This window comes from Streptomyces sp. NPDC019531, from assembly GCF_044903305.1.
GTDB lineage: Bacteria > Actinomycetota > Actinomycetes > Streptomycetales > Streptomycetaceae > Streptomyces.
Genome location: NZ_JBJDQL010000002.1, coordinates 1 through 22,391 on the forward strand (window position 1 = coordinate 1; position 22,391 = coordinate 22,391).

At 68.3% G+C, this 22,391-nt stretch carries 19 protein-coding genes, 1 tRNA gene and 3 pseudogenes; 17 read left to right on the plus strand and 6 right to left on the minus strand.

Going from position 1 to position 22,391, the window contains the following annotated elements; translation table 11 throughout:
* Window positions 1-746: IS3 family transposase (locus tag ACI2L1_RS02255; protein WP_404737426.1), on the plus strand; the 746-nt coding region annotated here is incomplete at its 5' end.
* A gap of 37 nt (window positions 747-783) precedes the next feature.
* Here ACI2L1_RS02255 and ACI2L1_RS02260 read toward each other — a convergent pair.
* Window positions 784-921, minus strand: a pseudogene (locus tag ACI2L1_RS02260) (IS5/IS1182 family transposase); the annotation flags it as partial.
* Window positions 922-1,092: 171 nt separating this feature from the next.
* Between ACI2L1_RS02260 and ACI2L1_RS02265 the strand changes: the two are divergent.
* The 3 genes from ACI2L1_RS02265 to ACI2L1_RS02275 all read left to right on the plus strand — a co-directional run bounded on the left by ACI2L1_RS02265 (window position 1,093) and on the right by ACI2L1_RS02275 (window position 2,462).
* Window positions 1,093-1,620: a YcxB family protein gene (locus tag ACI2L1_RS02265; protein ID WP_404737427.1), complete on the plus strand. Its 528-nt coding sequence runs from the start codon at window positions 1,093-1,095 to the stop codon at window positions 1,618-1,620.
* A gap of 230 nt (window positions 1,621-1,850) precedes the next feature.
* Window positions 1,851-2,102, plus strand: a complete 252-nt coding sequence (locus ACI2L1_RS02270; protein WP_404737428.1) for a hypothetical protein — start codon at window positions 1,851-1,853, stop codon at window positions 2,100-2,102.
* Between the two features lie 42 nt (window positions 2,103-2,144).
* Window positions 2,145-2,462: a hypothetical protein gene (locus ACI2L1_RS02275; protein ID WP_404737429.1), complete on the plus strand. Its 318-nt coding sequence runs from the start codon at window positions 2,145-2,147 to the stop codon at window positions 2,460-2,462.
* 1,035 nt (window positions 2,463-3,497) lie between these two features.
* Here the strand turns inward: ACI2L1_RS02275 and ACI2L1_RS02280 are convergent.
* Window positions 3,498-3,938 (minus strand): hypothetical protein, encoded by a 441-nt coding sequence (locus ACI2L1_RS02280; protein ID WP_404737430.1) that lies wholly within the window; start codon window positions 3,936-3,938, stop codon window positions 3,498-3,500.
* A gap of 282 nt (window positions 3,939-4,220) precedes the next feature.
* Between ACI2L1_RS02280 and ACI2L1_RS02285 the strand changes: the two genes are divergently transcribed.
* A complete protein-coding gene (locus tag ACI2L1_RS02285) occupies window positions 4,221-4,862 on the plus strand; it encodes a hypothetical protein (RefSeq protein WP_404737431.1) in 642 nt (213 codons plus the stop codon).
* Window positions 4,863-4,980: 118 nt separating this feature from the next.
* Here ACI2L1_RS02285 and ACI2L1_RS02290 read toward each other — a convergent pair whose 3' ends face one another.
* Entirely contained in the window at window positions 4,981-5,382 is a 402-nt protein-coding gene (locus ACI2L1_RS02290) for a hypothetical protein (protein WP_404737432.1), read from the minus strand.
* Between ACI2L1_RS02290 and ACI2L1_RS02295 the strand changes: the two genes are divergently transcribed.
* The 5 genes and pseudogenes from ACI2L1_RS02295 to ACI2L1_RS02315 all read left to right on the plus strand — a co-directional run bounded on the left by ACI2L1_RS02295 (window position 5,369) and on the right by ACI2L1_RS02315 (window position 10,084).
* Window positions 5,369-5,959 (plus strand): GNAT family N-acetyltransferase, encoded by a 591-nt coding sequence (locus ACI2L1_RS02295; RefSeq protein WP_404737433.1) that lies wholly within the window; start codon window positions 5,369-5,371, stop codon window positions 5,957-5,959. The two genes, ACI2L1_RS02290 and ACI2L1_RS02295, sit on opposite strands and share 14 nt — an antisense overlap.
* Window positions 5,960-6,017: 58 nt before the next feature.
* Window positions 6,018-6,932: pseudogene (locus ACI2L1_RS02300) on the plus strand (tyrosine-type recombinase/integrase); the annotation flags it as partial.
* Window positions 6,933-7,218: 286 nt separating this feature from the next.
* A pseudogene (locus tag ACI2L1_RS02305) lies at window positions 7,219-7,440 on the plus strand (DUF4365 domain-containing protein); the annotation flags it as partial.
* A 26-nt stretch (window positions 7,441-7,466) separates the two neighbouring features.
* On the plus strand, window positions 7,467-8,636 hold the full coding sequence (locus tag ACI2L1_RS02310) for a hypothetical protein (protein WP_404737762.1): 1,170 nt from the start codon (window positions 7,467-7,469) through the stop codon (window positions 8,634-8,636).
* Window positions 8,636-10,084 carry a hypothetical protein gene (locus ACI2L1_RS02315; protein ID WP_404737434.1) on the plus strand — a complete coding sequence of 483 codons (1,449 nt, stop codon included), beginning with the start codon at window positions 8,636-8,638 and terminating at the stop codon, window positions 10,082-10,084. The genes ACI2L1_RS02310 and ACI2L1_RS02315 overlap by 1 nt, the downstream gene beginning before the upstream one ends.
* Before the next feature lie 67 nt (window positions 10,085-10,151).
* On the opposite strand, the gene ACI2L1_RS02320 is transcribed toward ACI2L1_RS02315, so the two are convergent.
* Both ACI2L1_RS02320 and ACI2L1_RS02325 read right to left on the minus strand, forming a co-directional pair.
* The gene (locus ACI2L1_RS02320) at window positions 10,152-10,565 is read right to left on the minus strand and encodes a DNA-binding protein (RefSeq protein WP_404737435.1); all 414 of its coding nucleotides are present in this window, start codon (window positions 10,563-10,565) and stop codon (window positions 10,152-10,154) included.
* 162 nt (window positions 10,566-10,727) lie between these two features.
* Window positions 10,728-11,846 (minus strand): hypothetical protein, encoded by a 1,119-nt coding sequence (locus tag ACI2L1_RS02325; RefSeq protein ID WP_404737436.1) that lies wholly within the window; start codon window positions 11,844-11,846, stop codon window positions 10,728-10,730.
* Here ACI2L1_RS02325 and ACI2L1_RS02330 point away from each other — a divergent pair.
* Window positions 11,824-14,412, plus strand: coding sequence for a discoidin domain-containing protein (locus ACI2L1_RS02330; protein WP_404737437.1), 2,589 nt, complete (start codon window positions 11,824-11,826; stop codon window positions 14,410-14,412). The two genes, ACI2L1_RS02325 and ACI2L1_RS02330, sit on opposite strands and share 23 nt — an antisense overlap.
* Before the next feature lie 670 nt (window positions 14,413-15,082).
* On the opposite strand, the gene ACI2L1_RS02335 is transcribed toward ACI2L1_RS02330, so the two are convergent.
* Window positions 15,083-15,154: transfer RNA gene (locus ACI2L1_RS02335), tRNA-Arg, on the minus strand.
* Between the two features lie 131 nt (window positions 15,155-15,285).
* Between ACI2L1_RS02335 and ACI2L1_RS02340 the strand changes: the two genes are divergently transcribed.
* The 6 genes from ACI2L1_RS02340 to thrB all read left to right on the plus strand — a co-directional run bounded on the left by ACI2L1_RS02340 (window position 15,286) and on the right by thrB (window position 22,158).
* Window positions 15,286-15,807: a response regulator gene (locus ACI2L1_RS02340; protein ID WP_404737746.1), complete on the plus strand. Its 522-nt coding sequence runs from the start codon at window positions 15,286-15,288 to the stop codon at window positions 15,805-15,807.
* Between the two features lie 143 nt (window positions 15,808-15,950).
* Entirely contained in the window at window positions 15,951-17,036 is a 1,086-nt protein-coding gene (nrtL, locus tag ACI2L1_RS02345; protein WP_404737438.1) for an ArgS-related anticodon-binding protein NrtL, read from the plus strand.
* A gap of 13 nt (window positions 17,037-17,049) precedes the next feature.
* Window positions 17,050-18,441, plus strand: coding sequence for a diaminopimelate decarboxylase (gene lysA / locus ACI2L1_RS02350; protein WP_404737439.1), 1,392 nt, complete (start codon window positions 17,050-17,052; stop codon window positions 18,439-18,441).
* Between the two features lie 145 nt (window positions 18,442-18,586).
* Window positions 18,587-19,879 carry a homoserine dehydrogenase gene (locus ACI2L1_RS02355; RefSeq protein ID WP_404737440.1) on the plus strand — a complete coding sequence of 431 codons (1,293 nt, stop codon included), beginning with the start codon at window positions 18,587-18,589 and terminating at the stop codon, window positions 19,877-19,879.
* A 6-nt stretch (window positions 19,880-19,885) separates the two neighbouring features.
* Window positions 19,886-20,944, plus strand: coding sequence for a threonine synthase (thrC, locus tag ACI2L1_RS02360; RefSeq protein WP_404737441.1), 1,059 nt, complete (start codon window positions 19,886-19,888; stop codon window positions 20,942-20,944).
* Between the two features lie 284 nt (window positions 20,945-21,228).
* Window positions 21,229-22,158: a homoserine kinase gene (gene thrB, locus ACI2L1_RS02365; RefSeq protein WP_404737442.1), complete on the plus strand. Its 930-nt coding sequence runs from the start codon at window positions 21,229-21,231 to the stop codon at window positions 22,156-22,158.
* Window positions 22,159-22,391 lie beyond the last annotated feature (233 nt).

The following is a 22,391-nucleotide window of genomic DNA, read 5'->3' on the forward strand; positions in this document are numbered from 1 at the left end:
CGGTCCAAGACGCCGAGCTGACCCAGCAGATCGCCGCAGTCCACGAGCGTTCACGAGGAACCTATGGAGCCCCGCGCGTCCATGCCGTGCTCAAGCAGGAAGGTGCTGAGTGCGGCCGCCGCCGGGTTGCCCGGCTGATGCGAGCGGCCGGTCTGGAGGGCCGGCACCGCAGACGACGGCACTTGACCACGATTCCTGATCCACGAGCCGCCCTCCGGCCCGACCTCGTGGTCCGCAACTTCGCTCCCGACGCCGCGGGACTCAATACCCGCTGGTGCGGCGACATCACCTACGTCCCGACCGACGAGGGCTGGCTCTATCTGGCCACGGTCATCGACATCGCCTCACGGCGGGTGGTCGGCTGGGCCACCGCCGACCACCTGCGGACCGACCTGGTCGCCGACGCTCTGCGATCCGCCTGTCGCCAGCGGCGCCCTGCCCATCCGGTGATCTTCCACTCGGATCGCGGCTGCCAGTACACCAGTCAGCAATTCGCTGCCCTGGCCGATGAGTTGGGCGTCCGGCTATCTGTCGGACGCACCGGGCAGTGCTGGGACAACGCCCTCGCCGAGTCCTTCTTTGCCACCATCAAACGCGAGTTGCTCGGCACCGCCGCCTGGCTCAGTCGGGCCTCTGCCCGCACCGCGATCTTTGACTTCATCGAGGGCTGGTACAACTTGCACCGACTACACAGCAGCCTCGGCTACCGCAGCCCTGCCGACTATGAGACCGCCCTCGCGGCCTGACCACCACACTGAGGGTGTCCGTCAAAACGGATCAAGCTCAGGCCAGGTTGTGCAGGCGGGCGGTGCCGAGCATGGCATGGTGAACGCTGGCGCCTTTGAGGCGGCAATCTCGGAGGATCTTCCAACCCTTCATGCGGGCGAAGACGTGAACGACGCGGGCTCGGACTTGATCCAGTGGCAGCGAGGCGTCCTGCGAAGGCAGCCATGCAGGACACTCCTGCACGGCCGCCGTCCACCCGTACCGGGCTCGACTTACTTTGGGCTCGACCAGGTGGAGCCCTGGCTCGGCTGTTGGCGTGACCCGTTACGATCGCGGCTCGCCAACGTGACGATCTGGGGAGGGACCGTGCAGGAAACGAGCACGGTGGAGCTGGCCTACGTGCCGACGACCGCGGACGCAACGGGGGCACTCCGAGAGCGGGTGCGGGCCACACCGGCGGGGCGGCTGCAGAGCGGGATCATCCTCGCCAGCGCAATCGTGGTGTTGGATGCTCTCGTCGTGAACTTCACCGGGCCGAAGGGGCCCAGCCTCAGGTCGACGGTTCTCTGCCTCGCTGCGCTGGCCTTGTGCGTGGGGGTGTACGTGCTGGTACCCGTCCTGCAGGGGCGGCAGGTGCACCGGATGGTCGCCCTGCAGGGGGAGTTCCGGGCTGTCGTGGACGACACCGGGGTGCGGCTGACCTCGCGGATGAGCGAGACGGCGTACCGGTGGCCGATGATCACTCGGCACGCGGAGACAGACGCCCTCTTCGTGCTGAAGACACCCGACAAGCACAGCGTCGGCATCGTAGTACTCCCTAAGCGTGGCGTCGTCGAACCGGCGGATGCCGAACGGTTGCGGGCCATCCTCGACCGGAACGCGACCGGGGTCTGAGCCAAGGACAGTCGGTGACACCACGTGGCCCGGACCAGCATCAGGGCCACGCGTCACTTCACCACGGGACGAAGGCTGTCGTGCCGCACTGGTCGGTTTCAGCTACCGATTTGTGCCCAACGTGTTGGCGGGGCGGAACCTCGGAACGTTCAGTGACCAGAACACCGGGCATCCGGCCCCCACAGGAGGAATGCCGTGGCAGGGTCACTCGGGACGGAAGGGGCGGCGCCATGACGGCGTGGGACGATCTCCAGCGTGTCATGCCTCCCACGACGGCGAGCGACACCCGGATGGACTGGGACCGCCTGGCGCAGTCCTGGGGCAAGGTGTTCCCGCCTGACTACCGTCGGTTCCTCGACGTGTACGGGGCAGGTTCGGTCGAGGCATGCCTGGCGGTCCTGGCGCCCTGCTCCAAGGGTGAGTCGTCCGCGCCGGGTTCCGACGCGATGGCCGAGGAGACGGCCAACGCCAAGGGAGCCTGAAGCAGGATCCCGAAGGCCCCCGAGGCGGCCGGCCTGGATCCGGTGCTGATCGCGTGGGGGGTCTCCTGCGCGGCCGACATCCTGTGCTGGGACACCTCGACCGAGGACCCGGCCACCTGGCCGCTGCTCGTATACAACAGGGACGACAACCTCTGGCGTCACTACGACTGCGGGGTGGTCGAGTTCTTCGTGCGCGTCATCCGGGCGGAGTTCGACGACTGTCCGCTCGGAGACCTCTCCTTTTGGGGTACGAGCTCGGCTCTGTTCCTCAACGAGGCGGAGCAGCGACACCGCCTCGCCCAGGGCCAGGACCCGTGGACCGGTGAACCCGATCCTTACACGGGCATGTCCTGGAGTTGACGTGAACAGGTGCGGGCCGGGCCCGGCCCACACCCGCCGGGGAGCGATCGAAAGCACCCGCTGGCCAACAGGGGCCGCGCGGCCTGGGCGAGGTTTCCGCAACCGGGCACCGAAGGTGAAAAGCAGCAGGCCGATCCAGCGTGAAGTTCCCGAGTGGCCAGCGGGTGGGCCGGCTTCGGAAGCGGTCGGTGAACTCTGGCTGGCGGAAGACCTCTGCAATGGCCGGGCATGGCGTGACATGGACAGCCGGGCCAGACGCCGTTGGATCGGCCCCGCGGTGAGAATCGTGACCGCGGTCGTCATCGTCCTGGGAGCATCCTCGCCTCTGGTCACCGGCTCGGGTACGGATGCGCGGACCATCGCGACGCGACATGCCAGCAGTCGGAGAACGCCCTCTGCTGAATTCACCACACTGACCGACCAGCCGTTTGAGCCGACCTCAGCCGGCGCCTCGTCACCGCCGTTCCGACCGGCTGAGAAACTCTTTCTCGTGCACGGCGGTCAACTCCCAGATCGGCCGGCATCGGCTCAAGGTGTTAGAAGGGGCATATCGGTGGCATCGCTTTCAGCCTGCCCAGTCCGGTAGGGGCGAACCCCGGTGAGTTGATGCCGGTGGCGACCGCCACGACGGGTGAAGCAGTGTTCCTCCGCCTTCCCGGTGATCCCTCGTCGCCCTGGCGCGTCTTGGTCCAGGAGTTCGACAGCCCGTCCTGGACTCTCTACGAGATGACGTTCAGCGAGTGGTTGCTGGCTTATCTCAGGGGTGAGGACGTGACGGTGTGCTCTCGCAACCTTGCGCCTGGCGGCCAGTTCTGGGAATTCCTGCCCTGAAAATGATCACGGTGGTCCTTTCCGTCTCGATGGCCTCGAGTTGACCGAATCGCAGTCGGCCGCGCCCTGGGCCCCGGTACGACGACCCGCGGATGCTGCTGAACCTCAGTGCCGGGGCTGATGGCCGCCGTGGCGGGGCAGGTGGCGGTCGAGTATGACGCGCAGCCGGTCGGTGTTTTCCTGGCTCATGGCGCGCTTCGGTAGTTAGTGGGCGACGAGCAGATACGGCGCGGGCGTGAGCAGGACGAATCCGGCGGCGGTCTCCACATACCAGCCGAGGCTCCGCCACCCCCGGCGCGTCTCCATCTGCGTGCCTGCGAAGCGCACCGCGTCGTCGGAGTCGGCGACGGTGACGGTCCACGGCCCCAGCGAGGCGCTCATCCTGGCGTGCCGCGCGGCCAGGGTGCGCGTCCTGACAAGGAGGCCGAACAGGCTGCCGAGAGAGGCAAATCCCGCGGCCAGGGCATTGGTGGTGAGCAGCCACACCGGCACCGCGAGGAGCACGGGCAGGAGCAGCCCCTGCAGCCGGCCCTTGATCCCCCGTGCCCGCGCGCGTGCGTGCAACGCGTCGGACCACTCCGGCTGCCCCAGCGCGTATCCCAGTTCGACAGCGGTGCACGACGCCGTGCTCCGTCCCTCGGTCACAGCCCCTCCCCGGTACTGCTCGGTGACGAGTCGTGATCGTAGCGGGCGGCCACGCTCAGCCCGTTTCGAGCACCGTCAGCCCACACTTCAGGAATCCCACGTCTCCCGGGTCACGCCTACACCGACGAACGAGAGTCCAAAGGGTTGTATGCCTCTCGTGACTTTCTTGTGTGTCAATCAACACGCCTGTGACCCGTGATGCTGGTGACGCGAAATCCGCTTGATCGATCGGGAGTACCGGAAGCAGGACTCCCGACTGACCGAGCGAAGGGGTGGGGTTGCATGAGCCCAGAGAACGGGCGTGACCCGGGGGCAGAAATGATGCGGTCATACGCCGCGAGGTTCGTCGCCCGCATCACCGCCCGCAATCGGCTGCCGCTGGACTACTCCGTGGCCAGCCTGCGGATCGTGGACTTCCTGATCGACGGGCTGCGCAGGGGCGGGGCCGAGGGCGAGCAGATGCGGGACACCATGTTCGGACTCGGCGCCTACGTCGGTGAGGTGCTCACTCGCCGCGCGGGTGCGGTGTGGGTGGACTTCGACGCAGACCAGCGCGCTTACTTCGGCCAGCCGGTCGGCGTGCGGATGCCCGACGGCCGGGTCTGGAACCCGCTCGGTAAGGTCCACAACCGCTTCGACCTCGGCGGACCGGGGGAATCCCTGCAGACCTTCTATCTAACACTCCACGGTCGGGCCAAGGAGGGCCGCCGCGTGAGAAGGGCCTCTGCCGCGCTGGCGGTGCTCCTCGCCGCCGCGCTGACCGGCTTCGCGGACTCGACGGACGAGGAGAAGCCCGTCGAGTCCGCACGGCGCACCGCCCATAGCCCGCTGGCCGCCCCCGCCGAGTCTCGCATCACCCCCGAATTCCTCGCCCGCGCCAAGGAGGCAACGGCCGGACAGAAAGGCTGGACGTTCGCGCTATGACCGCGCCCCGGTCTTCTGCCGGACCGCCCTGAGCAGCGAATTCCTGCAGTGCGCCCTGCCCGCGGGAACACCGCCGGTACGCGCCCGTCGGTTTTGGCGCGTGGGGTGCGCAGGGGTCTCAAGTGAGGTCGACGAGCGTGGGGTTCGGTTCGGATTCGAGGTCGTATTCCTCGAACTCCCACAGCGCGATCTTTGCGTCTTTCGTCACGCGGTAGACGAAGAGCATCTCGTCCTTGAAGCCGGGCTGTAGTTGGGCGTTGCATTCTGGGTTTCCGGCGACGTCGTAAAGGTCTTCGATGGCGTCGAAGCGGCGGCCCTGATCGTCGATGAGGGCGTTGACGATGGAGAGTGAAAAGACTGCCCGCCGCGGCCCTTCGGCAGAACCGGGATGCGAGCGGCGCGGCACCCGGCGCGGCGCGCTCGGCGCGGGCACGGGGTGAGCTGCCCGGTGGCGGTGGCCTCCAAGCCGCGTGGTGTCGCCGTAGCCAGTCGCGGAGTCGGCCACCGTGCTCGCAGCCATTGCCATACGGCGCTGGAGAGCTCGGAACGGCGCTATCCAGCAGTTGGTCAACGCTCTCGACCTCGATCTCGCCGCCCGCTACCCCGACGAGCCCTGCACCGGCGGCACCCACATCAACCCTAAGATCCGCTTCCTGCTTGCCGAGGCTGAAGGCCGTCCGGTCGGCTGCTGCGCCGTTCAGCCCTTCCCACACCCGGACAGTGCGGTCGAACTCAAGCGCATGTACGTCACCCCGGACGCACGTGGTCATGGCTTCGCCACCCGCCTCCTGGCCGAGGCAGAACGGATCGCCATCGCCCTCGGCCACACCGAGATACGCCTGGAAACGGCCGTCCATCAGCCCGAAGCCATCGCGCTATACACCCGCGCCGGCTACCAGCCGATCCCCAACTATCCGCCCTACCACCACAAGACACTCAGCCGCTGCTACGCCAAGCCCTTCGCGCTGCTCCCGGCCCGTCCGGAGGACGCGGCAGAACTTTCCGCCTTTGTGGCCAGTCAGGGTCTTTCACCTCAGGACGTACTCACCCCGATACCCGGTACTGGCTCACCCGGGACGCTGCAGGACCGGCCGTAGCGGCGGGCCTTGAACGCCAGCACGGCTGCGTACTCCGCAGCGTCGCCGTCCGCCCTGGCTACACGATCCAGTCCTGGCGCGGGATGTGCTTGAGTCGCTGCGCAGCAAGCTCGATGGGGGCGAGGCGGCAGTGGAGACGATGCGCCGCAAGCGCAAGGTGCTGGTGCACGCGCTCCACTACGCCGTGGAACGGGGCGAGTTGGGCAGCCATCCCCTGGAGAAGATCCGATGGCGGGTGCCCAAGCCAGCCATCGCGGTGGACCCGCGGGTGGTGGCCAACCCGCACCAGGCACGGGAATTGCTGAGCGCCGTCTCCTATGTGGGTGACTACCGGCGGGCCCGGGGCCGTCGGCTGGTCGGGTTCTTCGCCGGAATGTACTACGCCGGCCTGCGCCCGGAGGAGGCGGTCGCGGTGGCCCTGCCGGACTGCCGCCTGCCCCGCACCGGTTGGGGCCGCTTGATCCTGCACCGCACTCTGCCGCAGGCGGGCAAACGGTGGACCGACACCGGCAAGTTCCACGACGAGCGCGGGCTGAAGAACCGCCCGCCGGGAGAGACACGGGTGGTGCCGTTGCCGCCGCCCCTGGTGACGATGTGGAGGGACCACGTCGCCACGTTCGGCACGGCCGACGACGGCCGGCTGTTCTTCACCGAGCAGGGCCGGATCGTCACTTACACCACTTACAACCGGGTCTGGCACGAGACCCGCGAACTGGCTCTGCCGCCCGCTCTCGGCAACACCCCGCTCGTGAAACGTCCGTACGACCTGCGGCACTCGGCCCTGTCCACCTGGCTGTGCGCGGGGGCCGACCCGGCTGAGGTCGCCCAGCGTGCCGGCAACAGCGTCGAGGTCCTGCTGTCCCGGTACGCGAAGTGCCCGTATGACCAGCAGTCCATCAACAACCAGCGCATCGAAGGGCTGTTGAGTTCCTACGACCGGCCATCCGAGCCTGATGAGCAGTTCGAGGCGTAGCTCCCCGCGCCCGAGCTGAAGCGGGCGCGGGAGAAACTCGCCAGGTTCGCCGCGAAGCGGTGGAGGCCCCTTGCGTCGTGGCCGGGTCCTGTGGAGCACCTGGATGTGCTCGGACCCGGTTGTCAGTGGTGCCGCGTAGCCTGACTGAGCAGCAGCTCGGCCGGTGGCTCGTAGCCGTGCCGTGTCCAGCAGGGAGGGTGTGGTGATGGCTGATCGCAAGACCGTGACGCGCCAGACGTTCATCGGGGAGAAGGGCATAGCCCTGATCGAACGCCGGTGCCTGGAGATGGGCCACCTCTTTCATCCCCGGCGGGTCGACCACGGCATCGACGGGCACATCGACCTGGTGGAACCCGGCAGCGGGGCCGTTCTCAATCTGACTCTGCTGGTCCAGAGCAAGGCCCAGGACAGGCGCTTCTCCGGTGAGACGGACGACGCGTTCCACTACGTCTGCGACCAGCGCGACCTTGATCACTGGCTGTCCGGCAACTCGCCCGTCATCCTGGTCTTCTCCCACCCGGAGAGCGACGAGGCGTGGTGGACGGAGTCAAGGCGGCGTTCCCGGACGCGGTCAGCCGTGCCAAGCGCGTCGTGCACATCGACAAGCACACCCAGCGCTTCGACCGGGACGCAGCCCAGGCACTGCTGCATCTCGCCGTGCCCCGGACGGCCGGCCTGTACCTGAGGCCCGCGCCGATCACCGAAGTGCTCACCACGAACCTGCTGCCCGTCACCGAGATGCCGCCGACGGTGCATCTGGCCCCTGCGGCCTTCACCGACTACCGCGCGGCCGGCGCAGCACTGGACGCACAGGGTCAGCGTGCGTCCGGCTGGATTCTGCGGGACGGACTGGTCCTGTCGTTCCACAGCCTGCGGGACTCGCCCCTGCGGGTCCTGTGCGCCGGAGACCCCGAGCGCCACGAGACCGTCGAGTGGGCGGATAGCGACGACCTGGACACCCTGCACCGCTTCGCTGACCTGCTCTCCCGGACCGTTCAGAGCTCCTACCCGGACCTGCGGTGGCACAAGGACCGCAAACACATGCACTTCCGGGCCACCTCGCGCCTGGGGCCACGTAAGGCCGGCAAGGGACCGGGATCACGGGGCCGGACCGTGTTCGGACCGCACGCCTCCAAGTCCGACCCGCAGCGCGTCGGCTTCTACCACCACGCCGCGCTGCGCACACGATTCCGGCGCCTAGGCGGAGTCTGGTACTGCCAGCTGGAGCCGGACTACTGCTTCACCACCGACGGTCACACCGAGCACCGCTACGCGGACCGGCTGCTCGCGGGGATCAAACGCCTGGACCGGCACCCAGCCGTCCGGGGCTGGACCCGCGCGTGGGCCAACTACCTGAACCACGCCGACCTGTTCACCGAACCACGGCCCGTACAGTTCGGCGAACTCGCCACCATGACCGTTGACCGGGGAATCGACGACCGGTGCTGGGGCCCGGCTCCGTCTGGTGCCGCACCCGAGGACGACCAGGACCCGTCCGTCGGGGGACAGGAAAGCCTGGACACCGTGCTGGCCGCCGTGGACACGGACACCCGGGATCTTCTCAGTCTGCTCCAGGACGGGGACAGCGACGGCGAACCCGGCCCCGGCGCTCCCCGGCGAAGAAGTCCCGGAGACAAGGCCAGGTCCGCAGGGCGACGGACGTCCCGTCGGGCAGGAACGAACAGCGCGAGGCGAGGCCGGTGATGTACTCCGTGATCCTTGATGAGCCCGAGCTGGAGTTCGGTGGCGCGGCCCGGCACATCGATCCGCGGTTCGGCATCACGAACTACGGTCCAGCCGATCTCGGTGCGGCCGATGCTCCACGGGCGATCCGTGTCGGCCTGGTCGGTCCTGCGGACCAACTCGAGGGGCTGCGCCGGTGGCTGGAGCGCTGCCGGGAGCCGATCGCGGCCAAGGACGAGCAGTATCCGCATCTGTTCCCGGAATTCCCCGGATGCGACGCCGACCGCGGCCTGCACACCACCCTGGTCTTCAGCGACCGGAACACGCGCGCGATCAGCAGCAGGGACCTGCGTGCCATCGAGACCGCCGGCCAGCCGGCTGCTCTGACCAGGGCCGTGAGCATCTACGCGGAAGAGATCAAGGCACTGGCCGACGAGAACCGGGTCGACGTCCTCCTGGTCGCCAGACCCGAGCAACTCCTCGAGACGACCCGCCGATCACCAGGCCGTCCGGACGAAGCCGGTGCTTCTTCGCAGGACGCCTCTGACGCTCCGCCGCCAGGTCAGTTCGCCAACTTCCACGACCTGCTCAAAGCCCGGCTGCTGAACCTGCGCCAGCCCATCCAGATCATCCGGCGCAGTACCTGGGACGAAGCCACCCGCCCTCCCGAGGGCCACAGTCGGCAGGACGAGGCCAGCCGCGCCTGGAACCTCCACGTCGCCCTCTACTACAAGGCCGGCGGCGTCCCCTGGCGCCTCCTGCGCAGCCCCACCGATCTCACCACCTGCTACGTCGGCATCGCGTTCTACCGCAGCGACGACGGAAAAGCCCTGAACACCTCGGTCGCCCAGGTCTTCAACGAACGCGGGGACGGCGTGATCGTGCGCGGAGGACCGGCACGGATCAGCCGCACCGACCGCCAGCCCCACCTGGCACGCGCCGACGCACGTGCCCTCCTGCTCCAGGCACTGGACGCCTACCGGCGCGAACACCACACCGCCCCTGCTCGCATCGTGCTGCACAAGACTTCGGCCCTCACCGGCGAGGAGACAGGCGGCTTCCAGGATGCCGCGGACGAACGGTTCATCGACACGCTGGAGATGAGCTGGGTCACCAGCAGCGAAGGAGCCGCCACCTTCCGCCCCGGCGACGCGCCGCCCCTGCGCGGCACCCTCGCCGTCCTCGGCGAACGCGAACTCGCCCTGTACGTCACTGGGAGCATCGAGTTCTACCGGACCTACCCCGGCATGTACATCCCGCGCCCGATCGGCATCAGACCTACCATCGCAGCCCGGGACCCGCGTGAACTGGCGGCCGAAGTCCTCGCCCTGACCAAGATGAACTGGAACCAGACCCGCCTGGACGGACGGCTGCCCGTCACGCTGCGCACCGCCAACCAGGTCAAGTCCGTCCTGCGCTTCTGCCCGCCCGACCAGGCTGTCGCCACCCGCTACGCCCACTACATGTAAGGCAAACCGCCAGTCGGCTGCCGATGGCAGCGGACACTTCGGCCGCAAGCCGTGACCGGCGGACACATCAGATCTTGATGACGGTGGCGCGCCCGCCGCACAGCATCGTGACGTCCTCCGGAGCGGAGGTCAGGATCGTGGCCGGTCCGGGGGCTGCGAGGGCTGTGGCGCTGAGCATGGCGTCGATGGCGTACTTGTGGCCGTGCAGGCCGGCGTCGGCAAGGAGGGCCGCGGCGTGGCGGCCGATGGGTTCGGTGACCGGTTCCACGACGAGGCGGGGGAGGGCCCCCTCCAGGGCGGGGCGGTTGATCTGCGGGTGGACGACCTCCACCAGGGTGGCCGCGGAGGTGATCACCCGTAGATCGTCGGTGCGGGCGAGGGCGAGCCAGGCGGTGACGGTACGGTCGGGGAGGGCGGCCTTGGCTAGTCCCTCGCTGTCCCGTACGAGGGTGCCGCCGGGCACGGCGGGAGAGCGGCTCACGCGGCGTTCGCTCCGCCCGTCCCCTGGCCCGCCGCGTTCCGGCCGGTTGGCAAACCCGCCCCTGCGGGAGTCCCCGGACGAACCGGTGCTGCGGCCGACCATGCCGCACGCGCCGCCGAGCGGGTGGCGGCCGGCGGGGCATACGGATGGCCGGCACATGGACTACGTCGCGCCAGGGGTCGGCAGGCTGCCGGTTGCCCAGGGGTAGGACGCCCATCCCTGATCGAGGACCGGGTTGCGGGCGCCTTCGTGTCCGTTGAGGCATTCGTTGAGAGCCCAGGTGGAGCGCTGGGGGTCGGCCGCCCGTTCCAGGAGCAGAGAGCTGGGTGTGGTGTCGGTGAGGGTCACCAGGCGTTCGACTTCGTGGGCCGCGACGACCGTGGTCGGGATGTCGGCGGTGGGCAGGTCGAGGTGGGGCAGGTTGGCGTTGGCGACGGGGAACGGCTCAAGGGTGACGATCAGCGCCTGGCGTGGACGGTCGGTCGGAATGCTGGCGAATGCCGGGTTGCGCTGGTCGATCTGGGCCGAGGTGGCGTTGACCTGGCGGAGGGCGCGGGCCAGTTTGCTGTCCGTCTCGGCGACCCCAAGTTCCAGGCCGAGCCGGGCGTTCTCCGTCGGCATCATGGACTTGACCTCCACGAGCAGCACCAGGTCGTCGAAGACGACGATCCAGTCGACGCTCTGCAGTTCGTTCCGCTTCACCCGGTACGTGATCTCCGGGATGACATCGGCGTTGGGCATCAGGCGGAGCTGGCGGCCGACGTACTCCTCGAAAAGGTAGCCGGTCTCCTGCAGGAAGTCGGGCCCGAAGTGCTCGCGTCCTGTGTGGTAGATGCCGGCCGGGGTCGCTTTGCGCCAGACCAGCTGGGGTGAGGGGCACAACAGGCCGGGCCCGAAGCCGCTGACGGCGGGTCGGCCGAGCAGCGGGTTGTACGTGAAGCGCCGCAGCTGGGCCGCATTGCCGCCGGCCACCTTCGCCAGGTTCTGCGTGATCCGCTTCTCGGCTGCTTTGACGGAGGCCACGTCGGTGGCGAAGTGGCGTTCGGCGACGCGCAGGGCCGTGTCCCGGCTGACCATGCGGTTGAACTTCTCCCCGTCCGGGCCGTCGTAGATGACGGGATCGAAACGCCCGGCATTGAACAACGCACATCCCCATAGCAGCTGGGCGGTGCCGACGTAGTCGGGCAGCGGGCAGCCGAAGACTTCGGTGTCCCAGCCGGGGACCATGCAGCGGGGCTGCCGGCGTGCGGGGAACGGAGTGTACGACCCCTCGAAGGGCATCGGCCTCAGCCTGATCCGCACGCCGATGGGCGCCACGGACTTCAACGCCTCCGGAAACTACTCCTACGACGACATGCCGTCAGGGCAGACGGACCCGACGCTGTCCAACTTCTCAGTCCAGCACGACGAGAAGTACATCATTCCGGTCCTGCGGCAGGCTCTCGCACAGAACCCCTCCGCCAAAATCATGGCCAACCCATGGAGCCCGCCAGGCTGGATGAAGACCTCGGACTCCATGATCGGAGGCACCCTCAAAAGCGAGTACGCCTCCGCGCTGGCCGACTACTTCGTGAAGTTCATCAAGGCTTACGACAAGGCCGGTGTGCCCATCTCCTACATCACGCCGCAGAACGAGCCCATGGGCACGCCCAGCTGGCCCGGCATGTTCCTGTCCGCCTACCAGGAATCAGCGTTGATCCAGGAGATCGGCCAGGCGTTCGCGGCCAACCGCATCTCCACGAAGATCCTCGCCTGGGACCACAACTGGGATGTGCCCTCGTACCCCGAGACGATCTTCAGCGACCCCGCCGCCTCCCAGTACGCGGTGGGCACCGGATGGCACATCTACAGTGGCAACCCGACGTACCAGACCCTGGTCCACAACGACTTTCCGGGCAAGGAAACCTACATCACCGAAGCCAGCGGAGGTGTCTGGCAGGGCGACGACGAGACGGCGTTCAATGACGCACTCGGCACGTGGATCATCAGGGGCACGCGCAACTGGGCGAACGGCGTGATGCTGTGGAACACCGCGCTCGACCCCAAGTTGGGGCCGCTCAACAGCGACACCAACGGCATCCCCATGTGCCGGGGACTGGTCACGGTCGACCCGGACAGTGGGCAGGTGTCGTACAACGTGGACTACTACGCACTCGCTCACGCCAGCCGGTTTGTGAAGCCCGGAGCGCATCGCATCTACTCGAACACCTTCGGGGAAGGAAGCATCGAGAGCGTCGCGTTCCTGAACCCGGACGGCTCGAAGGTCGTCATCGCATACAACTCGGGCAGCACCACGAAGAACTTCAGCGTGGCGGACGGGACGCAGTCCTTCGACTACACCCTGAACGCCGGCGACGCCGTCACGTTCACCTACACGGGCCGGCGCAGCGGCGGGACCCGCGCGGCGACCAATGTCTCCGACCCGACCCATGACTTCACGTTCAAGTCGTCGCTCGGGCCGATGACGGTCACATACGACCCGGCACTCCTGCAGTACCAGAACGCCGTCCGCACCGGAAGCAACCTGCTCACGTACTCCCTGCCGATCGGAGCGTCCATCAAGACGCCCGGAACGTCACTGAGCCGTGGCAAGTGGACCGCCACGGCCTCGTCGAGCCCGGACTGGGGTGCGGCCTCGAACGCGATCGACGGCGACATCAACACCCGGTGGAATCTCGGCCAGGGGACGATCAGCGGCGCCTGGTTCCAGATCGATCTGGGGAGCCGGACGAGCTTCAACAAGATCGTCTTCGCCACGGGAGAAAGCAGCTCCTTCGACTACGTCACCAAGTACCAGATATACGTCTCGGATGACGGGGCCGAATGGGGCAGCGCGGTCGCCAACGGCAGCGGGAACATAGGAAAGATAGCCGTCACGTTGCCGGCCCAGACCGCACGGTACATTCGCATCGTCTGCGTCGCGGCATCCGGTTTCTGGTGGAGCATCGCCGAAATCAACGTATACGGATCCTTGAGCGGCACCGGCTCGATCGCAGCCCCGACAGCGGTGCCCAAGGGACTCCAGCTGAAGACCTGGACCAGTCCGAAGGGGGAGCAGGTCACCGCGGTGTTCAACGGCACCGCCGGCAGCCAGAGCTTCCCGGTGTCCGCCGACGGCTCGTACAGCTACACCCTGCCGAGCGGCACATCGGCGATGTTCACCACGCAGAAGCAGTCCAGCTTCCCCGCGCCGGTCTTCAGCAGCCTGAAGCCGAAGCAAGGCATACCGCGCGCCAAGTTCACGATCAGCGGTTCTCACTTCGGTGACGCGCAGGGGCTGGGCACGGTGCGTTTCGGGAAGCTCTTCGCCGAAATCGACAGCTGGTCGGACACGAGCATCAGCGCGTACGTGCCGAGCGGGCTTCCGGTGGGGACCTACAAGGTCTCGGTGAACGGCGCCGGCGGAGCGGACGCGGGTTCAGCTCCGTTCGACGTCATAGACCTGGGCCCCGCGCTGTCGCGCACGGGCTGGACCGCCACGACCTCCGACACAAGCCCGTACAACGACGGTCCCGCCAACATGCTGGACGGCAATTCCGACACCCGGTACAGCTCCGGAAGGGGCCAGTACGACGGCCTGTGGATCCAGGTCGACATGCAGCAGGCCCAGACGTTCGACAAGATCCTGCTCGATTCCGGCAGCAGCACCGGCGACTACGCGCGAACCGCGGACGTATATGTCTCCACGAACGGAACCGACTGGACCAAGGTCTCTTCCATAACAGACGGCCAGCGAGTCGAACTGATTTCCTTCCCGACCCAGACAGCTCGCTACATCAAGGTCATCAATACCGCCAACGTTGCGAGTAACTGGTGGTCAATTGCAGAATTGACCGTCTACAGCTGACCTCGGGGTACATGCGGGTGATCGTTGCCCCTGCCCCCGGCGTAGAGAGAGTGTCTCTGGCCAACGAGAATAGGCATTTCCAATGTCCTCGTTCCCACAGTGGCCGGAGGCGCTCTCCAGGCGCCTGTGGCGGCCTCAGGCCCGCAGTGCACCGGGTACGCGACTCGGTCAGCCTCGATTCTTCAGCGGTCGTGATTCCCTGACAGGGCTGCGGCGCCCTGCATGTTCCGGGTGATCGCGTGCGGAACCTTCGCGTGTCGCTGCGGCCAGCTGGGGTTCCACGTCAACCGGAGGTTGCCGTGGGTACTTGACTTCGTGACGGCGCAGTGCTGCGAGGATCCCCGGTGTTCCAAAGAGTAACGACCCACCAGACCGTTTGCGTTTCAGCGTGTCGTTGGTCACATCAAGGCAGGCCAAAGGCGTTTTGTGTGGGATAGCGGTGCCGGGTTTCCCGCGACGCGGCACGGTCGGGATGCGTTGATGAGCGGGGCCATCGACCGCCCAGTCCTAGGTCTTTGACCTGCGAGAATCTGCCAGCAGAAGAGGTTATCCACAGCATGTGGAGAGGCGTGCGCCCTGAAAGAGCAACGGTCAAAAGACCGTGTGCGTTTTGGCAGGTACGCAAAAACTCCCGACCTGTATTTCTGCAGGTCAGGAGCTTTTTCCGGAGTGCCCCCGGCAGGATTCGAACCTGCGCACACGGCTCCGGAGGCCGTTGCTCTATCCCCTGAGCTACGGGGGCGTGTCGGGCGCGGAGCTGGTGGCTCGCGGCGACGGGTAGAACACTACCAGCTCCCTCGGGGTGATCAGGAACGGGTTTCGTGGGAGCAGTTGGGCACCGCACATGGCGGAGTTCCACCGCCCTGGGTGGAAGTGAGGAAAAGCCGGACGCGGTGGCCGGTCCGCACCTACTCTCGAGTTGTGCCAGGCGCGTCGGGTCGGGTGCTTGTTGTGGACGACAACAAGGTCATCCGGCAGTTGATCAGGGTCAATCTCGAGCTGGAGGGTCTCGAGGTCGTGACCGCGGCCGATGGTGTCGAGTGTCTTGATGTCGTTCATCAGGTGCAGCCCGATGTGGTCACCCTCGATGTGGTCATGCCCCGGCTGGACGGGCTGCGGACCGCCGCGCGGTTGCGATCCGATCCCCGGACCTCACATCTGCCCCTCGCCATCGTCAGTGCCTGTACGCAGTACGAGGTCGACAGCGGCCTCGACGTCGGCGTCGACGCCTTCCTCGCCAAGCCCTTCGAGCCCGCCGAACTCGTGCGGCTCGTACGGCAGTTGATGGAGCGCAGTATGGAGCGCAGTGGGGAGGAGCCGGGCGCGGCAGAGGGGGACAGCCCCCTCGTCGGGGGGTCCCTCGGGGGTGGAGAGGCCGGTCGCGCCGGCGGCTGATCGTCAAGCCGCAACACCGGTTCCCAGGTGCAACGACGTTCCCCATCGGTCGCCGTCCTCGCCGCGCACCCCACCGTCCACATCCCGGACCGCCGCCCAAACCCGCTCGCTCACCCACCCCCCTCCTCCCATACGCTTGTCCCGTGACCCCCGTCGAGCTCTCCCGTACCGTGCTGCGCGCGGTGCGTCGTGCTGTCGACGACGGGGAGCTGGACGTGGCCGTGCCGGGGCAGGCCAAGGTCGTGCCTCCCGGCCCCGGTGGCTGTGGTGACTACGCCACCAACGTGGCGCTCCGGCTCGCCCGGCCGGCCGGACAACCGCCGCTGCGGGTCGCCGAGATTCTTCGGCAGCACCTCGCCGGGGCGGACGGTATCCGCGAGGTCGTCGTCACCGGGCCCGGGTTCCTCAACATCATCCTGCGGGGGAGTCACACGGACCTTGTACGGGAGATCCTGCGGTGTGGTCGAACGTACGGCCACGCAGACCGTCCCACCGGGCAGCTCGTGCAGCTGCACGCACCCCACGAGGTCCGTGCCGTCGTCGTCATGGACGCCGTCGCCCGCGTCCTCCGCTCCCAGGGCGCCCTCGTCCGCACCAGCTGTGCCGACCGGCCCGAGTCCGAGTGGACCGACCTCCTCGGCGTCGACATCGACGCGTACGGCACCCCTGAGGCCCCTGCTCCCCTCGACGTCAACGTGCGGCCGGTACCGGTGGTCCCCGACCCCCTCCACCTCGGCCGTGACGCCGCCCGCTGGGCCCTCCTCCAGCCCGCCGCCCACGACCGTCCCCGCATCACCGCCGAGCACCTGGTCCAGCGTGAGAGCAACCCTCTCTTCCGGATCCGTTACGCCCACGCCCGCACCCGGGCCCTCAGCCGCAACGCCACCGACCTGGGCTTCCACGCCGAGCCCGGCGACACCGCCGTAGAGGCGACAGAGGCGACAGAGGTGACACAGGACGCGCAAGACGCAAGGGCACTGGAAATCGCCCTCGCCGATCACCCCCGCGTCCTCGCCCGGTCGGCCGCGCACCACGCCCCGGACCTGCTCGCCCGGCACCTCGTCACCGTCGCCGATGCCGTGCTGCCCTTCCTCGTCACCGTCCTTCCCCGCGGCGCGCAGAAACCCTCGGCCGCCCACCGTGCCCGGCTCGCGCTCGCCGAAGCCGCCGGGGCGGTGCTGGCCGGTGGCCTGTCCCTGCTCGGTATCGACGCACCCGAACACCTCTAGAGAGCCAGTCAAGATGAGCCGTTCCGCACACCCCGCCGGGCCCCGTCACGCCGACGTCCTCCCCGAGGGCCATTACTCTGCCCCGCCCGCCGACCTCAACACCCTCGACCCCAGGGTGTGGGCCCAGACGGTCACGCGCGATGACGACGGTGTCGTCACCGTCGGCGGTATCGACGTCAAGGCCCTCGCCGAAGAGCACGGCACCCCCGCCTACATCGTCGACGAGGCCGACTTCCGGGCACGCGCGCGTGCGTGGCGCAGCGCGTTCGGGGCCGACGCCGACGTCTTCTACGCCGGCAAGGCCTTCCTCTCCCGGGCCGTCGTGCGCTGGCTGCACGAAGAGGGCCTGAACCTCGACGTCTGCTCCGGTGGCGAGCTCGCCACCGCTCTCTCCGCCGGCATGCCCGCCGACCGCATCGCCTTCCACGGCAACAACAAGTCCGGGGAAGAGATCACCAGGGCGATCGAGAACGGCGTCGGCCGTATCGTCCTCGACTCCTTCCAGGAGATCGTCCGCGTCGCGCACATCGCGCGGGAACTCGGCAAGCGGCAGCGCGTCCAGATCCGGATCACCGTGGGCGTGGAAGCGCACACCCACGAGTTCATCGCCACCGCCCACGAGGACCAGAAGTTCGGCATCCCGCTGGCCGGCGGACAGGCCGCCGAGGCCGTGCGGCGGGCCCTCCAGCTCGACTCGCTGGAAGTCATCGGCATCCACTCCCACATCGGGTCGCAGATCTTCGACATGTCCGGCTTCGAGGTCGCCGCGCACCGCGTGGTCGGGCTGCTCAAGGACGTCCGTGACGAGCACGGGGTCGAACTGCCCGAGATCGACCTCGGTGGCGGCCTCGGTATCGCCTACACCAGCGACGACGACCCCCGCGAGCCCCACGAGATCGCCAAGGCGCTCACCGAGATCGTGACGAGGGAGTGCGAGGCCGCCAGGCTGCGGACCCCGAGGATCTCCGTCGAGCCCGGGCGTGCCATCGTCGGCCCCACCGCGTTCACACTCTACGAGGTCGGCACCATCAAGCCCCTCGACGGGCTGCGCACCTACGTCTCCGTCGACGGCGGCATGTCCGACAACATCCGTACCGCGCTCTACGACGCCGAGTACAGCGTCGCCCTCGTGTCCAGGACGAGTGACGCCGAGCCCATGCTCGCCCGCGTCGTCGGCAAGCACTGCGAGAGCGGGGACATCGTGGTGAAGGACGCGTTCCTGCCGGCCGACCTGGCACCGGGTGACCTCATCGCCGTACCGGCGACGGGCGCCTACTGCCGGTCCATGGCGAGCAACTACAACCACGTGCTGCGCCCGCCGGTCGTCGCCGTGCACGACGGCGAGTCCCGGGTCATCGTCCGCCGCGAGACGGAGGAGGACCTCCTGCGGCTCGACGTCGGCTGAGCGACCGCACTCCCAAAGGAAGATCTACGGTCTTCCACGCCCGTACAAATGAAATAGATGTCTCATCATCCGGACCAGGGGCAGAAACTCCCGTCCGGTGAGTGAGACTGGTCCCACCGTAGACGGTATGAGGAAACGAGGTCGGATGATGCGTACGCGTCCGCTGAAAGTGGCGCTGCTGGGCTGTGGAGTGGTCGGCTCAGAGGTGGCGCGCATCATGACGACGCACGCCGACGACCTCGCCGCCCGGATCGGGGCTCCCGTGGAGCTCGCGGGAGTCGCGGTACGGCGGCCCTCCAAGGTCCGTGAGGGCATCCCGCAGGAGCTCGTCACCACCGACGCCACCGCCCTCGTCAAACGCGGGGACATCGACGTGGTGGTGGAGGTCATCGGGGGGATCGAGCCCGCCCGTTCCCTCATCACCGCCGCCTTCGAGCACGGGGCGTCGGTCGTCTCCGCCAACAAGGCGCTCCTCGCCCAGGACGGGGCCGCGCTCCATGCCGCCGCCCAGCAGCTCGACAAGGACCTCTACTACGAGGCCGCCGTCGCCGGCGCCATCCCGCTGATCCGCCCGCTGCGCGAGTCCCTCGCCGGGGACAAGGTCAACCGGGTGCTCGGGATCGTCAACGGCACGACCAACTTCATCCTCGACAAGATGGACTCCACGGGTGCGGGGTATCAGGAGGCCCTCGACGAGGCCACTGCCCTGGGGTATGCGGAGGCCGACCCGACCGCCGACGTCGAGGGCTTCGACGCCGCCGCCAAGGCCGCCATCCTCGCCGGGATCGCCTTCCACACGCGTGTGCGTCTCGACGACGTCTACCGCGAGGGCATGACCGAGGTGACGGCGGCCGACTTCGCCTCCGCGAAGAACATGGGCTGCACCATCAAGCTGCTCGCCATCTGCGAGCGCGCCGAGGACGGCCGGTCCGTCACCGCGCGCGTGCACCCCGCGATGATCCCGCTCAGCCACCCGCTGGCCTCCGTGCGCGGCGCGTACAACGCCGTGTTCGTCGAGTCCGACGCCTCCGGCCAGCTGATGTTCTACGGCCCGGGCGCGGGCGGCGCTCCCACCGCCTCCGCCGTCCTCGGCGATCTGGTCGCCGTCTGCCGCAACCGGCTGAGCGGCACGACCGGGCCCGGCGAGTCCGCGTACGCCGCCCTCCCCGTCTCGGGCATGGGCGAGGTCGTCACGCGCTACCACATCAGCCTGGATGTGGCGGACAAACCGGGTGTTCTCGCCCAGGTGGCGACCGTGTTCGCCGAGCACGGGGTGTCGATCGATACGGTTCGGCAGCAGGGGAAGGACGGCGAGGCATCCCTCGTCGTCGTCACGCACCGCGCGTCCGACGCCGCCCTGGGCGGGACCGTCGAGGCGTTGCGCAAGCTCGACACCGTGCGGGGTGTCGCCAGCATCATGCGGGTTGAAGGAGAGTAACCAGCAATGACCCACCAGTGGCGCGGAATCATCGAGGAGTACCGGGACCGGCTGCCCGTCTCCGACAGCACGCCGGTCGTGACGCTCCGCGAGGGCGGCACGCCCCTCGTGCCCGCGCAGGTGCTCTCCGAGCGCACCGGGTGCGAGGTCCACCTCAAGGTGGAGGGCGCCAACCCCACCGGGTCCTTCAAGGACCGCGGTATGACCATGGCCATCACACGGGCCAAGGAGGAGGGCGCGAAGGCGGTCATCTGCGCCTCCACCGGCAACACGTCGGCGAGCGCCGCCGCCTACGCCGTCCGCGCGGGCATGGTCTCGGCCGTTCTCGTCCCGCAAGGAAAGATCGCGCTCGGCAAGATGGGCCAGGCCCTCATCCACGGCGCGAAGATCCTCCAGGTCGACGGGAACTTCGACGACTGCCTCACCCTGGCCCGCGCGCTGAGCGACAACTACCCGGTGGCGCTGGTCAATTCGGTCAACCCGGTGCGTATCGAGGGCCAGAAGACCGCCGCCTTCGAGATCGTGGACATGCTCGGCGACGCCCCCGACATCCACGTCCTCCCGGTCGGCAACGCCGGCAACATCACGGCGTACTGGAAGGGCTACAAGGAGTACGCCGCCGACGCGGTGGCCGCCAAGACGCCCCGGATGTGGGGCTTCCAGGCCTCCGGCAGTGCCCCGATCGTGCGCGGCGAGGTCGTCAAGGACCCCTCGACGATCGCCACCGCCATCCGCATCGGCAACCCCGCCTCCTGGCAGTACGCCCTCGCGGCGAAGGAGGAGTCCGGCGGGTTCATCGACGAGGTGACGGACCGTGAGATCCTGCGCGCCTACCGGCTGTTGGCCGCTCAGGAGGGTGTCTTCGTGGAGCCCGCCTCCGCCGCCTCCGTGGCCGGTCTGCTGAAGGCCGCCGAGCAGGGCAAGGTCGACCCGGGGCAGCGCATCGTCTGCACCGTCACCGGCAACGGCCTCAAGGACCCCGACTGGGCCGTCGCGGGCGCCCCGCAGCCGGTCACCGTCCCGGTCGACGCGGCGACCGCGGCCGAGCGTCTCGGGCTCGCGTGACAACACGCCTCCTCGGGCTCGCGTAAGCGCGCGCGGCACCTCTGACCGGCGTACATCCGGGGCTTCCCTACCGGGGGTGCACAGGGGGCTTACGACACGCATCGTGCGCCTCCTGTGCGCCCTATGTCGCCACAGAACCTTCCTTCGATAGGCTGTACTGAACCCGCCCGCTGCATATGCCTCCGCGCATGGCAGGGAGCCGCTTAGTCTCCGCGGCCTGAGGGGCTTCAGGTACCTATCGAATGTCTTCGACAATCACGCAGCTCAAGGAGAGTCATCGAGAGATGGCCGGTCCCGCCTTCCGTGCCGCCGCCGTCCGGGTGCGCGTCCCCGCCACCAGCGCCAACCTCGGTCCGGGCTTCGACGCCCTCGGCCTCTCGCTGGGGCTCTACGACGACGTGGTCGTCCGGGTGGCCGACTCAGGGCTGCACATCGACATCGCGGGGGAGGGGAGCGAGACGCTCCCGCGCGACGAGAAGCACCTCCTCGTACGCTCCCTGCGCACCGCCTTCGACCTGCTGGGCGGCCAGCCGCGCGGCCTGGAGATCGTCTGCGCCAACCGCATCCCGCACGGCCGCGGCATGGGTTCCTCCTCGGCCGCCATCTGCGCCGGCATCGTCGCTGCGCGTGCCGTGACCATAGGTGGCGAAACCCGTCTCGACGACACCGCGCTCCTGGAGCTGGCCACCGAGATCGAGGGCCACCCCGACAATGTGGCCCCCTGCCTGCTGGGCGGTTTCACGATCGCCTGGATGGAGGCCGGAGCGGCCCGGGCGATCAGGCTGGAGCCCGCCGATTCCATCGTTCCGGTGGTTTTCGTGCCCGGCAAGCCGGTCCTGACCGAGACCGCGCGCGGCCTGCTTCCGCGCACCGTGCCGCACGTCGACGCCGCCGCCAACGCCGGCCGTGCCGCGCTGCTCGTCGAGGCCCTCACCAGGCGCCCCGAGCTGCTGCTGCCGGCCACCGAGGACCGTCTCCACCAGGAGTACCGCGCTCCCGCCATGCCGGAGAGCGCCGCGCTGGTGGAGCGGCTGCGGGCCGACGGAGTCCCGGCAGTCATCTCAGGAGCGGGGCCCACCGTGCTCGCGCTGGTCGACGGTGACAGCGCCGACAAGGTGGCCCATCTGGCGGGCGCGGGCTGGGCAGCAAACCGGCTTGACCTCGACGCCCAGGGCGCGAGCGTGCTGCCGCTCGCGGCGGCCAGTGACATCTGAAGTCCGGCGTGTGCCGGATTTCGAGAGGGGGAATGTTTGTTGGATCCGGTAGTGTTAATCTCAAGTCTGCACCCGACCCCACCATGGCGAGGTGCTTCACGTCCCCGTCCGGGACAGACATTCTTCCGGGAGCCTCCCAAGCCGCACTGCGTTCCGTACGACGTACATGGGCAGTACCTCGTACGCGGGCACTGAGCGACTTGCCGGGCATGCTCCGGAACCGGTGCGACCAG